Source organism: Bacillus sp. 491mf, assembly GCF_900112415.1.
Classification (GTDB): domain Bacteria; phylum Bacillota; class Bacilli; order Bacillales; family Bacillaceae_G; genus Bacillus_A.
In genome coordinates, this window is the sequence record NZ_FOLV01000013.1 from 41,755 (window position 1) to 55,308 (window position 13,554).

A 13,554-nucleotide genomic window follows, 5' to 3' on the forward strand; every position below is an offset into this window, starting at 1 on the left:
CGCTTATTAGAGCGGGATAGCAAAGAAGCTGTTGTCCATTAAGGACAGCAGCTTCTTTTTATATTGACATACGTCAAATCCACATAGCTCAATCTTCAACTTAAACGAACAACTAGCTCGTCACGCATTGTCCACACGTGTTTTCTATTTAAGGAATACAATGTATCAAAAATAAAGAAAAGAGGTTTAATCCCAATATGCTTGATCATCATGACAAATTTAATGAAGAATCTCTTAAAGATGAATCAAATACTCCTAACTGTTTTGTTGAAAATCACATAATTGGATCAACAAACTCACCAGTACTAGTTCTCGTACCAGGAGACACTAGCCATCAACCTGTTTTGCAAGATTTTACTAGTAATCACAATAAAACATTACTTCAGTTGACTTCTGCCTCATTACAAGGTGAAGACCCTTTACCTTTAGCGGTGACCATTATAACCAAAAGCCCCCATAACCCTATTACTGCTATAATTACAGAAAGTACAAGAATATTTCATGTGGAAAACTTTAAAAGCTTAAGTGTCTCAAATACAAATTCTGCTCAAGCTGGATTGAATATATTTATCCAAGAAACGTTCTGTATCTGCCGTGAAGAATGAAGAAAAAACGAGATGTTACCTTAGCGCGAAAACATCTCGTTCTTTTTCTTTTTTGGAAAAATAACATAAGAGAGAGTAATAAGCGTATCTACACCGAAAACGAGTCTCCACACTTTACTTACACGATTCGCAGTTTCATTTAAAAATATATCGGCATCCCAGCTTGATATGTTTTCAAGAGGTACTAATCCATACAGAAAGAAAAACACAATGTGCACACCTGCAAATACAATAAAATGAGGTCCCCAATGCAATAATTCCTGCTTCGTATGTGCCCAGCCCGTTAATTCTACCGGTTCCTCTATCACTGGTAATGCTTCTCCCCGCCACTTTGCAATCATTCGTTGTATACGTAAATCTAACTTCCTTAAATCTTTCTTTCCGTAAAAAACAGCATACAATAAGATGATGACGATAATAATTTGAAATTGAGAAAACTCGCCTGTTTCATAATAATCAATGACACCTAACGTTAAAATAAATAATTCATTCAGCAATAATACAATCCCTACAATGAAACTTGCTTTACGCAGCTGAAAAGCATATCGTAACAGAAAGAAACTAATTGCTGCGCTCCAAAACACAATTTCAGCACCAATTAAAAATGCCCAGCGATATTCGGTTAGTAGATTCATTTTTTCTCCTCTCCCTCTATATACAACTCAAAAGCCTCATCCATATACTGCAGAAGCTCTTCTTCAATCGGATACATATTCATTCTTTTCGACTCTTCTTTTGACTTACGCACTTCCCACAATTTATCTAAAAATGATTCATCACCGTTGGCCATCTCCCGGCATTTCTCTAAAATGATTCCAGTAATTCCTTGTACTTCAGCATCACTTGGTGCTCTCTTCCTTTGCATAAACTGACGCATTCGTTTTAGTAAAAGAATCCACTCTTGTACTTCTTCATTTTGTTCACTCATGTTTGGCAAATTTTTAAGCAGGTGTTCTTCTTCCTGTGAAAATACGTGTTGCTGAAATTGCTGCCGCATGCGCGGGGACTGCTGTGAAAGCTGCATGAGCTCAAACATAATCCCCCAATTCAAGTCCCCTTCTAACTCTGTAGAATACAAAACAGCTTGCAGCATTTTCTCCATATGTGAAAACTTCTGCTGCTCTTCTCGCACGAACAACAACTGATTTTGCAAAACCTCTTTGAAATTTACACGCTCTGTTTCTAACATATTCGTAATTTCTTTTAATGCGAAGCCCATTTCTTTTAAAAACAAAATCTGCTGCAACTTCAATACATCACCTTCACTATATAATCGGTGTCCACCTTCCGTCTTTCCGCTTGGCTCTAACAAACCAATCTGATCATAATACCGAAGTGTCCTTACTGTAATACTTGTCTCCTTCGTTAATTGCTGAATAGAAATCATTTCCATCACCCTCTCATTTTTATTATAAAAGGTGACGTAACGTTAGTTTCAAGAGGTTTTATAAAAAAAGAACTGTCTACATCCAAGTTTGTGTAAACAGCTCTTATCGAAATTATTCTCATTCATCATCTTCAAGATTTTTCAGCTTTCGCTTCTCCCATGCACAAATGGCGAAAAAAATCGCACTACCAGTCACCATAATTGGAAACTCCCAGCCTGTTTTCCCCTTTGTTATCATGTCGTAAAATGTCCAAATTAACAGGCATGTTGCGTAAAACATAAAGGTGTATCTAGAGGCTTTTCCTGTTATGTGCCATTCGTATTCATCGACCCGTCTTTTCATGATCCATTTCTCCCTCAAAGTCATTATTCATTCTCTTAGATGCTATTAAATTCATTACATACATTACACATCATAATTTTTCAACATGTAACTCGCTACACTCGATCTCTTCTTTACGCTCGTTTTCCAAATGCCGTTGCAACAATAAAACTCCCAGCCATCAAAGCGCAGCAAATAAGAAACATTTCTTGTATCGGTAACGTTTCTCTACCGACCACTTTGCTTATACCAATGTAAAAAATGAGAATCATAAATGACATGATAAAAGAAATATTTAAGTATCTCTTTATATTGTCTTGTACCCGTTCATCAATCTCAGGAATTTCTTCACGTTCAAACTTTTTCTTTTTGTAATAAGCGTATAAAATCACAAATATCATCGCTAAAACATTACTCAGTAATACCGGTATCTTCGGTATAGAAGAATCCATCATAAATAATAAAATATCTCCTATAAGTAACCCTAAAAAAGTCCCTATGTATAATGATTTATAACTCCCCATCACAACCCCCCCTATTCCAACGTAAAAATCTCCTCCACACTCACCTTAAAATACTTCGCAATCTTAAGTGACAACTCCAAGCTCGGATTGTAATGATGGTTTTCAATCGCAACAATAGTTTGGCGCGTCACTTGCATTGCTTTTGCCATCTCAACTTGCGTAATATGATTTTGTTTTCTTAATTCTTTAATTCTGTTTTGTACGCTCATAGAATTCACCTTCAAAAAGTAAAGATATCTTTACTTTTATTATAAATTTTTTCCAAAATAAGTAAAGATATCTTTACAAAATTTCCAATAAAAAAAGAACTTGCTCAGCAAGTCCTCTACACAAAATGCAGCACATACAAAAGCGTATACCCAAGAACAGAAAGCAATACCGATCCAATTAATCCTGCAACAAATGCTTTCGTTCCGAGCTTACGGAATGTCTTAAACTCTACATTTAAACCAAGTCCAGCCATGGCCATTGCCATAAGCATATAGGCAACAACCACAATATCGCTTGCGATTTTTTCAGGTACAATTCCTAACGAGTGAAACGCACTCACTGCTAAGAAACCGAAAATAAACCACGGAATCGGAATGTCACGCCAAGATTTTTTTTGCCCCGTTTCTTCTCCGCGCTGAAACCATATGCCAATTAAAAGTGCCACAGGTACTAAAAAGGCAACGCGCGTTAACTTCATAATTACCGCAATATCAACCGACTGACTGCCACCAGGTGCTGCCGCTGCAATAACATGAGCAATTTCATGCAATGTTGCCCCAGAAAAAACACCATATCCATACGGAGACAAGTTAAGCACAGGATACAGCAGTGTATATGCTAATGTGAAAATTGTCCCTAAAATCGCAACGATCGCTGCACTAACTGCAACCTCTTCATCCTTTGCTTTTACTTGTGGACCAATCGCTATAACAGCTGCTGCCCCGCAAATCGCCGTTCCGCATGCAGTTAAAATACCAAGCTTCTTCTCTACTTTACAAAAACGTGTTAACGCATATACAACAGTAAGCGTAAATGTAATGACAATTGCAGCCATGACCAATACCTTTGGGCCAGCCTTCGCAATATCAACTAAATTTAATCGCATACCGAGTAAAATAATCCCGAGACGCAGTAGTTTTTTACTTGCAAAATTCGTTCCAGCAATTGCTTGATGCGGTACGCCAACTGCCGCTCTCCATATCATTCCGATTAGAATAGCAATAACCAATTGGCCCATAATACTTAAAAACGGAAGCTGAGCCAAATATTTTGCAACAATCGCGATCAGTAACGTAATCCCAATGCCCTGTGCGAATCCGAAACCCCTCTCCTTTTTTAACGCTATCATTTGATTCACTTTTCACCACTCCAATAACTATCTTGTAATATGCATGTTCGCTCTACCTTCATTATAAGAGCATTTTAATCATAAGTTTAATATCAATATACTATCTCAATCATCAAGAAAACTTATGATAAAATGAAAAGAAAAGCGGAGGCGGAGCTGGACAAAAAAACGAAAGGAATGATTCTCATCAACACCGACATTTTAAAAATTTTTGTAACAGTCGTAGAACAAAAACATTTTTCAAGAGCTGCTGAAATGTTGAACCTTTCCCAGCCAGGTGTAAGTATGCACATTCGCAATTTAGAAAATGAATTTGGTACAACGCTCATTCAGCGCTCACCAAAACACGTCCAAGTCACAGAAGCGGGAAACATTTTATACATACATGCAAAACAAATGCTGACACTGTACGAAGAAGCAAAACAAGAAATTAATGAACTTCATAATATCGTTACGGGAACACTGCGCATTGGCGCTAGTTTTACAATCGGAGAATACCTTCTTCCGAAAATATTAGCAAACTATGCAAAGGAACATCCACGCGTTGAAGTTCATACCTTTATCTCGAATACAGAAGAGGTATTACAGGGTGTTCGCTCGAATCAGCTAGATATTGGCTTAGTAGAAGGACAAGTCATCTACACAGATGTAGACGTAGAATCATTTATGGAGGATGAAATGAAGCTTGTCGTTCCGCCAAATCATCCTCTGACGATGACAAACCCGATTCAGACAAACATGCTACAAGATCAAGTATGGGTGCTCCGCGAAACCGGTTCAGGAACGAGAGCTTACAGCGACCGTTTTATTCACGACCATCATTTAAAAATGAAGCGTTACTTCACATTTAGCAGCATTCAAAGTGTAAAAGAAGCCGTTGCTGCCGGACTTGGCATTGCCATTCTATCAGACTGGACAGTGCGTAAAGAGTTGCAAGCTGGCGAAGTATGTCACATCCCTGTGCCAAACGAAAAGCTCATGCGCCCTTTCTCCATTGTACGGGGAAAATATTTTATTCCTTCTAAAGCGATTCAAGTCTTTTTAGATCATGTGCAAAACTTTGCGAATCAACATCGTTGACCTTTACACTAGTGTCAGGGTTTAAAATGTGAGATGAAGGAGTGATAGATTTGCGCATCGGAGAATTATCGAAACATACAGGCGTAAGCGAACGGTCACTACGGCATTACGAAGATAAAGGCTTACTGACTTCAAAACGACTTGCAAATGGCTATCGTGATTTTGATGAAACGACCATTGAGCAAGTAAAGCTTATTCAAATGTATTTACAACTTGGGCTAAATTTAGAAGAAACCGCTAGAATGCTGCGCTGTTTAGAAGTAGAGCCACACTTATACGATAACCCGTGCAGCAGTATCATCACACTTTACGAGGATAAGCTTGCGGAAGTAAAAAAGCAGATTTCGTTACTTTCTCATATCGAAGCGAATTTACAAAAACACATTACGTTGCTAAAAGAAAGGAATTGATATACGATGTTCGTTTTACACGGCAGTTCACGTCCAAATGGGAATACAGAACAATTAACGCATATGTTGTTAGAAGGCGTCCAAACTGAAGAAGTATATTTACGTAATCATACTATCAAGCCCATTACAGATCAGCGTCACGATGCAGAGGGCTTTCAACCAATTGATGATGATTACGAAGGTATCATTAAGCGGATGCTTGAACATGATACCATTGTCTTTGCAACGCCGCTTTATTGGTACGGTATGAGCGGATATATGAAAAATGTTGTCGATCGCTGGTCGCAAAGCTTACGAGATGCTTCCCTTCACTTTAAAGAGCGGATGCAAGATAAAAAAGTATATGTTGTCATTGTCGGCGGCGACAATCCGAAATTAAAAGCACTTCCACTCATCGCACAGTTTCAATACATTTTTGACTTTGTCGGCGCTTCTTTTGATGGTTATATAATTGGATCTGCCAATGCGCCAGGAGAGATTGTGAATGATAAAGAAGCAATTGAAAAGGCTAAACTGTATAATCAAATTTTCAAGGAAAATTAATAGAATGATTTGACAAATATACACCCAAATGCATACAATAAAGGTGAAATTATGAAAGGAAGGTACATCGGCCAATGAAGTTCTAATTCTCTTTTTATTCATCCATCACAAATAGTGAAACAAAATGATGAAAACTAGAAGAGGATTAGTATGCCCTTTTGTCGATAACTTTCTTTTGACAGGAACATGTAAAAATACATGTACAGTTTTTTGTGCATCTCTTTTTACATATTACGGGTGAAATATGTCCTCTCTAGTGAAACTAGGGAGGTTTTTTTATGACTATTTTAACAGCACGAAACATTGAAAAAAGCTTTGGTGACCGCACTTTATTTACGTTACAAGCGCTTGATATCCATGCGCACGATCGCATTGGAATCGTCGGTGTAAACGGCGCCGGGAAATCAACGCTATTACAAATATTAAGTAAAGAAATCGAACCTGATGAAGGAACGATTACTCATTACGGTTCGATCGCCATCATTCCACAGTTCCATGAGGAGACATTAGAAACAGCCTCTTCTCTTGCAAAAGGACAATGGGGAATTTCTCACATCACAACGAATATGAGCGGTGGCGAACGCGGGCGTTTAAAAATTGCTCACGCCCTTGAACAAGAAGCAGCTATCTTATTTGCTGATGAACCGACAAGTCATATCGATATGCATGGCACAGAACAACTAGAACGGGCATTACAATCTTATAGAGGAGCGATTATTTTAATTTCTCATGACCGCGCCTTATTAGATGCCATTTGCACAAAGATAATCGAAATTGAAGACGGTACCGTTCGGGAGTATAAAGGAAATTACACAAACTATCGGGAGCAAAAGAAGCTGCAAAGACAGCACCAGCAAGCGGAATATGAAAAATATACGAAAGAAAAACAGCGCTTAGAAACGGCAATCGCCAGTAGACAACAGCGGGCTTCTGGTATGACAAAAATCCCAACGCGCTTTTCTTCTTATGAATCTTGTCTATACAAATCCGGAGCAGCTTATAGCCAAGGTAACGTTCAAAAAGCCGCAAAAGCACTAGAAACAAGATTAGAGCAATTAGAAAAGAAAGAAAAACCAAAAGAAATTGCGCATACAAAATTTGATATACAATACCATGCACCCATTCATAGTAAAACGGCCCTGCAATTAAATAAAGTTACGAAAAAAATTGGCAGCCGCACCCTCTTTCACAACATAAATGGAAGTATAACTCCAGGTGCAAAACTTGCGATTCTCGGAAAAAACGGAAGTGGAAAAACAACGCTATTTCATCTGATTCAAGCAAAGGAACGAGGAATTCAGCTTTCAAAAAGCTGTAAAATTGGTTACTTTGAACAAACATTAGCCATTTTACAAAACGACAAAACCATTTTACAAAACGTAACGGAAAAAACACGTTATGACGAATCTTTCGTACGAACAATTCTTGCGCGCCTCTTATTTCGAAGAGAAGATGTTTATAAACGAGTAAACGTATTAAGCGGCGGCGAACGTGTAAAGGTCGCACTAGCGAAAATATTCTTAGGAGACTACAATCTGCTTCTTCTTGATGAACCGACAAACTATTTAGACCTTGCTACGCAAGAAGAACTAGAGCACATGCTGAAAGATTATCCTGGTACTGTGTTGTTCATTAGTCATGACCGCACCTTCATTCATAAAATTGCTGATCATATTTTACACCTAGATGAGAACGAACCGCGGATCTTTCAAGGAAATTACGAGCAGTATACGAAACGAACTGAACAATCTTCTATCAATCCAGCAGAGCAAGAACTACTGCGTCTGCAAACAAAATTAACAGAAGTAATTGGACGCATTTCGATGCCAGGGCGTCACGATGATGTGATTGTTCTGGAAAGTGAATACGAGCAATTACTGCGTGAAATTAAAGAATGCAAAAAAGCTGTCCTCTGATATATCGGCGCTTCGACAATATTAGACACACTAAAGAGGGCTGACCCAAGTCAGCCCCGTTTTTTCGATTAAAATTTATTCCAAGTTAACACATCATCAAGTGGAAGACGAACTTTTTCAAATCCAGCCTGCACTGCTTTCCCTACACAAATTAACATAACAGGTTCAAGATTTTCCGGAACACGGAAAGCTTCTACAAATTTCTGCGGATGGAAGCCACCGATTGGTACAGTATCAAAACCTTTTGCTTTTGCCGCTAACATAAGCTGCATCGCTACTAAACCACCATCAATCATCGCCACGCGAGTAGCTTGTTCATTAGAGAATTTCCCGTAGTTTTCAACAATCGAATTAACATAGAAACTCTTCGTTTCCTCTGTCATTCTTCCTTTTTTCACTACTTCTCCGTAAATTTTCTCCGCATTTTTATAGGCCTGTTTATCTCCTAAAACAGCAATGACAATAGATGCATCGACAATTTGTTTTTGATTGTTTGCGATTGGCAATAACTCTTCTTTCGCTGCTTCATCTTGCACAACAAGAAATCTCCATGATTGCAAGTTTGACGATGACGGAGCTAAAGTTGCGAGCTCTAAAATTTCACGAATATCTTTTTCATCCATTTTAAAATGCGGATCATAATGACGTACAGATTGGCGCTCCTTAGCAATAGTAAAGAAATCTGTGTCCTTAATTTCTTTTGGAGCTTCCGTATGAGTATTAAGCTCATGGATTTTATTCAAATACTCTTCTGCTGCAGACTTTTTTGCTGACATGGTTTTTCTCCCCTTTAACTGTTCTAAATTTAAGAACAGTATATCCCCCTAACTGTTCTTTTGTCAAGAACAGTTAATCGTAAAAAATAAAACGAAAACTACAGTTCCGTTTTATCCCGCTACTTTAGGGCAGTAAAGCTCCCACCTCGAGATTATGAAAAAACAAAGAAGATAGGTGGGAGATAACTGCCCGTAAGAGCCCGATTGGGTGGGCTTTCCATCAGTGGGGATAAAGAAAAACCCCCACTGATGGAAGTTTCACTTTATTTATTCTTTAGGAAGTAAATCAGCTAGCTTTTTCTTTGCCAGCCCCTCTACAAGCCATCTTTCCATTTCATCTCTTAATTCATATAACGCTGAACATGTTGAAGGAGAAAAACACTCTTTCCCATCTACATCAAGGAATCCTTTTGAATACGGATCTGCTCTTATCGCATCATACACTTCTACTAATGTAATTTCATTTGCTGCTCTAGCTAAATAATAACCGCCATCTCGTCCTTCTTTCGCTACAATGAGTTCTGCTTTCACTAAATGAGTAAGGATTTTTCTTAAAAAGAGCGGCTTTGTCCCTAACTTTTCAGCCATAATTGCACTAGGACAAATACCCTCATAATCCGCTAGTACCAATAAAGATTGCACAGCAAGTCCGAACCATTTCGTACTTGAAACCTTCTCTTTCATTCGTTCTCACCCCTCTATTAGTCTAAACGATTTCGCTGAAAAGACAACTTAAAGTCCATATAAAAAGAACCCTTCCTCCAGTTGAGAAAGGGTTCACAAAATCATTCTCTTATCGAACTTTAACTGCCGTTCCGCTTACAGCTACCATCAGCATTCCTTCGCGAACGACTTCATAATCAACATCGATACCAACAATTGCGTTTGCGCCTTTTTGCGCTGCAAGACTTTTCATTTCTTCCATCGCAATATCACGTGCTTCTTTTAATTTACTTTCATAAGCACCAGAACGACCGCCGACAATGTCACGAACAGACGCAAATAAATCACGAACGATATTTGCTCCCATAATCGCTTCACCGTTTACAATATCAATATACTCTTCAATTTCTTTTCCTTGAATAACAGAAGTTGTTGTAACGATCATAATCTATTCCTCCTATGTATATAAACTTATAACCTTAGCTTGCGCAATGTTTTCCGTTAATATAATAAGCTGATTCTGTGAAAACCGTAAACACAACCTCTACTTCAGGAAGTCCAAAATCCATCAAATATGTAGTAATGGCCTTAGCAAATCGATCACGAGTTTCCTGTCCACGTTCAAACCATTTTACTTCAATAAGAGGAAACACCTCTATTTCTTCTCCGTTGAATATAGATGTAGAATTCGGTAGTTCCAACGTAAAATTATCCGTACCACACTCACAAATCTCTGCGAGCTCTTCTACTAATGGTTTGCTTATACTCTTCAATTGTTCAGTGGTAACTCCACGAAATACAACATGTGGCATATGAATCCCTCCGTTAGATAGCTTTATGCTTTGTTTGTCCACATCATAGCATAATTTATTTTGCTGTACCAGAATGTATAAGTACATTTCAATAAACGATCATATGTTACTAAATAACGACTTCCATAAAAATCACAAAAAAAACGCATCTAACTTTAGATGCATTTTTATATGCTATTCTTTTAACAACATCATACAACTTCCGTATCCCACTGATGTTCTTGTTCTACAAAAACAATCCCAAGTTCATGATGCTCTCCTTCATAAATTGCATGTTGTACAAGGCGAAGCTCGCCGTTCGTATCAACGACTTCCATTTTACAAAAAGCACCTGTTGATCTTAATTGCAGTGCATTGTAGAACTCGTCTACATTTGTCGGAACAATTCCGTTCACTTTCACAATGATTTCCCCTGGTTTCAATTCCAGTTCCTCTCCGGCTGTACCTGGAATTGTGCCTAGTACAACTAGACCATTATCACGAGAAGAAAAGTACGCAGGGCGTCGGTCATCTTCCAAACGCTCTTGCACAGCAATTGTCAGTCTTCCAAGCATCGCTACTCCCATAGCTACAATCGCTAATGTATGCAACCAATAACTCGCTATTCCTAATAAAAGGACAACTGCAGCTAGTCCAAATACGCGGCGTCCTGTAAATAACAACGCTGATTTTGGCTCAAAGCTTTTAATCGTTCTCGTAAATCCAACTAAGAACGGGATTAAAAATAAAGAAAACTTTTGTGATCCAACAGAGACCACCGGCCACCAAGATATAAATTGCGTTAAAGCATCGCCTGGTATAAGAACGAATAATGGCACTAACCATAATCTATTTGATTCATGGAGTCCAATATTTAAACTGCGTTTTCCTTTTCGCAATTTCGGCGTCGAATAATTCGCCGCATTCTTTGAAATAAGTAAACCTTCTACAACTAACATAAGCCCAAGTAAAATCGCTAATGATACAACGCTACTCTCTTCTCCTTCTTGAAGCTGTAAGAAAGAGAATGGAAGTTTCGAAGATAATATCGCTGCTACAATGGAAACTCCTAACGTATATGCAGGTGATAAGTATCTATACTGAGCAATAATAGCAAACGATATCGTCCAAATCGCCATTATAATCACGCTTGCTTGTGAGAAAACAAGCCCTGCTAAAACTGTAATCAATGATAAAATGAGTCCTAAACCAATTCCTGCAAATCCAGATGTGCGTAGTTCATACCAAACATCATACACCTTAAAAGAAAAATCTTTCCGTTCTCGTAATACTCGTAAATATCCAACAAAAAAACTACTTATAAAGAAAACATACAAAGCAGGATGCGCTAAACAACGCACAATTGCCTTCATAATTTCTAATAACCAACTCTCCACGAGACGATTCACCACCATTTATAAGATATTTTATTTCTTCCCGTACATATTGCTTTATGTAAGATTTAATCCGTTTCATTTTATCTTATCACAATTAATCAAACGTTTGTTTAACACATTACAGAACATTGAAAGTATATATAAATACAAATTGAAACAATGGCATTAAAAAAACCTTTTTTTAGATGGACAAGAGCGTTTGGCCGCACATAGAATCGAGCATGTTGTATTCTGCATAGCAGCAATTTGTATGTTAGTAAATCGAAATGGATTTATATTAGAAAAGCTGCCGGGGTTTCCCGGCAGCTTTTCTTATTTCGTCATTAATTTCAGTGCTGTTTGAAGCTGTAGATCGTTTTCACCAGAACGAATTTTTTCAACAACCTTATTTTGGATTGTCTCTGCTGTCTTTTTATCAAGCTTACCCGTTGCATCCATACTGTTTGCATTTTGGAATGCTTTCACAGCTGCTTCTGTTTCTTTGCTAAAATAGCCATCTCCACGACCCGGCTCATATCCAAGACTCTTTAACATCTCTTGTGCATGTTTCACTTGCTCATCGTTATCATTGTAAGACAACGTTTTTTCAACTTGAATTGGCGTTGCATGGTAGTAATCAGGCTGTTTCACTTCAACCGTCGGCTCAATTCCTTTTTTATGAATCCAATTGCCTTCAGGCGTTAACCATTTAAACATTGTCAGCTTAATATTGCTGCCATCTGTAAATGGTACAGCTTGCTGAACAGTACCTTTTCCAAATGTTTTCTCACCAATAAGAGGATAGCCTTCTCCTTCTTTTAACGCTCCTGCTAAAATTTCAGAAGCAGAGGCGCTACCTTTATCAACTAATACAGAGATTGGATACATTTTTCTCTCTTTTAATGACGTGTAGAACTTTTGCTTCTCGCCATTACGCTGTTCTATTTGAAGCATTGGTTTTTTGTCTGTCATAAGCTCTTTTAAAATATCTTCAACACTTTTTAAATAGCCGCCTGGATTTCCGCGCACATCAATGACAAGACCTTGTATATTTTTCTTTTCAAGCTCTTTCAACTGATTTTGAAATTCTTTCGCTGTTTTGTCAGAGAATGATGTAATTTGTATATATCCAATATCCTTTCCATTCTCTTTCTTCACAGAACTAAATACAGTGAAAATCGGAATTTTATCACGCTTAATTTTAAATGTTAACGGATCAGTAACTCCTGCACGCTTCACTTCAAGCGTAACTGTCGTCCCTTTTTTCCCGCGAATTTTCATGACTGCTTCCTCGCGTGTTAAGTCTTTCACACCATTTCCATCAACTGTTAAAATTTGATCGTTCGGTTTCAGACCTGCCTTTTCTGCTGGAGAATCTTTGATTGGTGACACAATAATCAATTTCTCATCCGTTTTATTTACTTCAGCACCAATTCCTTCTAGCTCTGGATCAAGCGATTGCTCAAATTGCTTCGCTGTGGTCTTATCCATGTATGTAGAGTATGGATCTTTCAGCGTTGCAAGCATCCCTTGAATAGCTCCTTCCACTAGCTTGTCATCCTTCACATCCTCAACATAACGTGAATCAATTAGTGTATACGCTTCGCGAATTTTATCCAAATCCGCTTGTTTTACATTGGCCTCTTTCCCTGTAATAGATTGCGCGATGTTAGAGCCACCAAACCAATACATCCCCGCAAACATTCCGCCAGCACCAATGAAAAACGCTACAACCATGCCTATAATCGCAACTCTACGTTTCAATGCGGAATTCCCCTTTCCGAACACACAATGGTGTATGAAAAGGCATCACACACTGTGC

At 38.2% G+C, this 13,554-nt stretch carries 17 protein-coding genes; 5 read left to right on the forward strand and 12 right to left on the reverse strand.

The window, feature by feature from the left end; all coding sequences use genetic code 11:
- Positions 1 to 197: 197 nt before the first annotated feature.
- Positions 198 to 605: a hypothetical protein gene (locus BM211_RS13970; protein WP_035430670.1), complete on the forward strand. Its 408-nt coding sequence runs from the start codon at positions 198 to 200 to the stop codon at positions 603 to 605.
- Positions 606 to 625: 20 nt separating this feature from the next.
- Here BM211_RS13970 and BM211_RS13975 read toward each other — a convergent pair whose 3' ends face one another.
- The 6 genes from BM211_RS13975 to BM211_RS14000 form a co-directional block, all read right to left on the reverse strand.
- Positions 626 to 1,240, reverse strand: coding sequence for a hypothetical protein (locus tag BM211_RS13975; protein ID WP_035430492.1), 615 nt, complete (start codon positions 1,238 to 1,240; stop codon positions 626 to 628).
- Entirely contained in the window at positions 1,237 to 1,998 is a 762-nt protein-coding gene (locus BM211_RS13980) for a MerR family transcriptional regulator (protein WP_090998064.1), read from the reverse strand. The genes BM211_RS13975 and BM211_RS13980 overlap by 4 nt, the downstream gene beginning before the upstream one ends.
- A gap of 112 nt (positions 1,999 to 2,110) precedes the next feature.
- Entirely contained in the window at positions 2,111 to 2,335 is a 225-nt protein-coding gene (locus tag BM211_RS13985; protein WP_035430671.1) for a hypothetical protein, read from the reverse strand.
- 113 nt (positions 2,336 to 2,448) lie between these two features.
- On the reverse strand, positions 2,449 to 2,838 hold the full coding sequence (locus BM211_RS13990; protein ID WP_090998067.1) for a hypothetical protein: 390 nt from the start codon (positions 2,836 to 2,838) through the stop codon (positions 2,449 to 2,451).
- Positions 2,839 to 2,849: 11 nt separating this feature from the next.
- Positions 2,850 to 3,047: a helix-turn-helix transcriptional regulator gene (locus BM211_RS13995; RefSeq protein WP_035430496.1), complete on the reverse strand. Its 198-nt coding sequence runs from the start codon at positions 3,045 to 3,047 to the stop codon at positions 2,850 to 2,852.
- Between the two features lie 116 nt (positions 3,048 to 3,163).
- Positions 3,164 to 4,177: a YeiH family protein gene (locus BM211_RS14000; protein WP_371261881.1), complete on the reverse strand. Its 1,014-nt coding sequence runs from the start codon at positions 4,175 to 4,177 to the stop codon at positions 3,164 to 3,166.
- A gap of 186 nt (positions 4,178 to 4,363) precedes the next feature.
- Between BM211_RS14000 and BM211_RS14005 the strand changes: the two genes are divergently transcribed.
- From BM211_RS14005 to abc-f, 4 genes are all read left to right on the forward strand, one after another.
- Positions 4,364 to 5,257 (forward strand): LysR family transcriptional regulator, encoded by an 894-nt coding sequence (locus tag BM211_RS14005; protein ID WP_035430672.1) that lies wholly within the window; start codon positions 4,364 to 4,366, stop codon positions 5,255 to 5,257.
- A 50-nt stretch (positions 5,258 to 5,307) separates the two neighbouring features.
- Positions 5,308 to 5,667, forward strand: coding sequence for a MerR family transcriptional regulator (locus BM211_RS14010; protein WP_090998070.1), 360 nt, complete (start codon positions 5,308 to 5,310; stop codon positions 5,665 to 5,667).
- 6 nt (positions 5,668 to 5,673) lie between these two features.
- A complete protein-coding gene (locus tag BM211_RS14015; protein ID WP_035430500.1) occupies positions 5,674 to 6,210 on the forward strand; it encodes a flavodoxin family protein in 537 nt (178 codons plus the stop codon).
- A gap of 278 nt (positions 6,211 to 6,488) precedes the next feature.
- A complete protein-coding gene (abc-f, locus tag BM211_RS14020; protein ID WP_035430501.1) occupies positions 6,489 to 8,126 on the forward strand; it encodes a ribosomal protection-like ABC-F family protein in 1,638 nt (545 codons plus the stop codon).
- Positions 8,127 to 8,194: 68 nt separating this feature from the next.
- Here the strand turns inward: abc-f and BM211_RS14025 are convergent, their stop codons facing one another.
- The 6 genes from BM211_RS14025 to BM211_RS14050 all read right to left on the reverse strand — a co-directional run bounded on the left by BM211_RS14025 (position 8,195) and on the right by BM211_RS14050 (position 13,496).
- On the reverse strand, positions 8,195 to 8,902 hold the full coding sequence (locus BM211_RS14025; protein WP_035430502.1) for a nitroreductase family protein: 708 nt from the start codon (positions 8,900 to 8,902) through the stop codon (positions 8,195 to 8,197).
- Positions 8,903 to 9,169: 267 nt separating this feature from the next.
- Positions 9,170 to 9,586 (reverse strand): RrF2 family transcriptional regulator, encoded by a 417-nt coding sequence (locus tag BM211_RS14030; protein ID WP_035430503.1) that lies wholly within the window; start codon positions 9,584 to 9,586, stop codon positions 9,170 to 9,172.
- A 109-nt stretch (positions 9,587 to 9,695) separates the two neighbouring features.
- Complete coding sequence (locus BM211_RS14035; RefSeq protein ID WP_035430504.1) at positions 9,696 to 10,010, reverse strand: heavy metal-binding domain-containing protein; 315 nt, start codon at positions 10,008 to 10,010, stop codon at positions 9,696 to 9,698.
- Positions 10,011 to 10,044: 34 nt separating this feature from the next.
- Positions 10,045 to 10,377: a DUF1904 family protein gene (locus BM211_RS14040; RefSeq protein WP_035430505.1), complete on the reverse strand. Its 333-nt coding sequence runs from the start codon at positions 10,375 to 10,377 to the stop codon at positions 10,045 to 10,047.
- Between the two features lie 191 nt (positions 10,378 to 10,568).
- Positions 10,569 to 11,771 (reverse strand): PDZ domain-containing protein, encoded by a 1,203-nt coding sequence (locus BM211_RS14045; RefSeq protein WP_090998073.1) that lies wholly within the window; start codon positions 11,769 to 11,771, stop codon positions 10,569 to 10,571.
- 294 nt (positions 11,772 to 12,065) lie between these two features.
- Positions 12,066 to 13,496: a S41 family peptidase gene (locus BM211_RS14050; RefSeq protein ID WP_090998076.1), complete on the reverse strand. Its 1,431-nt coding sequence runs from the start codon at positions 13,494 to 13,496 to the stop codon at positions 12,066 to 12,068.
- Between the last annotated feature and the right edge of the window lie 58 nt (positions 13,497 to 13,554).

Bases quoted from the DNA above. Each gene is read 5' to 3' on its own strand.
- BM211_RS13970 (WP_035430670.1), top strand. From the start codon at position 198: ATGCTTGATCATCATGACAAATTTAATGAAGAATCTCTTAAAGATGAA.
- BM211_RS13975 (WP_035430492.1), bottom strand. From the start codon at position 1,240: ATGAATCTACTAACCGAATATCGCTGGGCATTTTTAATTGGTGCTGAA.
- BM211_RS13980 (WP_090998064.1), bottom strand. From the start codon at position 1,998: ATGGAAATGATTTCTATTCAGCAATTAACGAAGGAGACAAGTATTACA.
- BM211_RS13985 (WP_035430671.1), bottom strand. From the start codon at position 2,335: ATGAAAAGACGGGTCGATGAATACGAATGGCACATAACAGGAAAAGCC.
- BM211_RS13990 (WP_090998067.1), bottom strand. From the start codon at position 2,838: ATGGGGAGTTATAAATCATTATACATAGGGACTTTTTTAGGGTTACTT.
- BM211_RS13995 (WP_035430496.1), bottom strand. From the start codon at position 3,047: ATGAGCGTACAAAACAGAATTAAAGAATTAAGAAAACAAAATCATATT.
- BM211_RS14000 (WP_371261881.1), bottom strand. From the start codon at position 4,177: ATGATAGCGTTAAAAAAGGAGAGGGGTTTCGGATTCGCACAGGGCATT.
- BM211_RS14015 (WP_035430500.1), top strand. From the start codon at position 5,674: ATGTTCGTTTTACACGGCAGTTCACGTCCAAATGGGAATACAGAACAA.
- abc-f (WP_035430501.1), top strand. From the start codon at position 6,489: ATGACTATTTTAACAGCACGAAACATTGAAAAAAGCTTTGGTGACCGC.
- BM211_RS14025 (WP_035430502.1), bottom strand. From the start codon at position 8,902: ATGTCAGCAAAAAAGTCTGCAGCAGAAGAGTATTTGAATAAAATCCAT.
- BM211_RS14030 (WP_035430503.1), bottom strand. From the start codon at position 9,586: ATGAAAGAGAAGGTTTCAAGTACGAAATGGTTCGGACTTGCTGTGCAA.
- BM211_RS14035 (WP_035430504.1), bottom strand. From the start codon at position 10,010: ATGATCGTTACAACAACTTCTGTTATTCAAGGAAAAGAAATTGAAGAG.
- BM211_RS14040 (WP_035430505.1), bottom strand. From the start codon at position 10,377: ATGCCACATGTTGTATTTCGTGGAGTTACCACTGAACAATTGAAGAGT.
- BM211_RS14045 (WP_090998073.1), bottom strand. From the start codon at position 11,771: ATGGTGGTGAATCGTCTCGTGGAGAGTTGGTTATTAGAAATTATGAAG.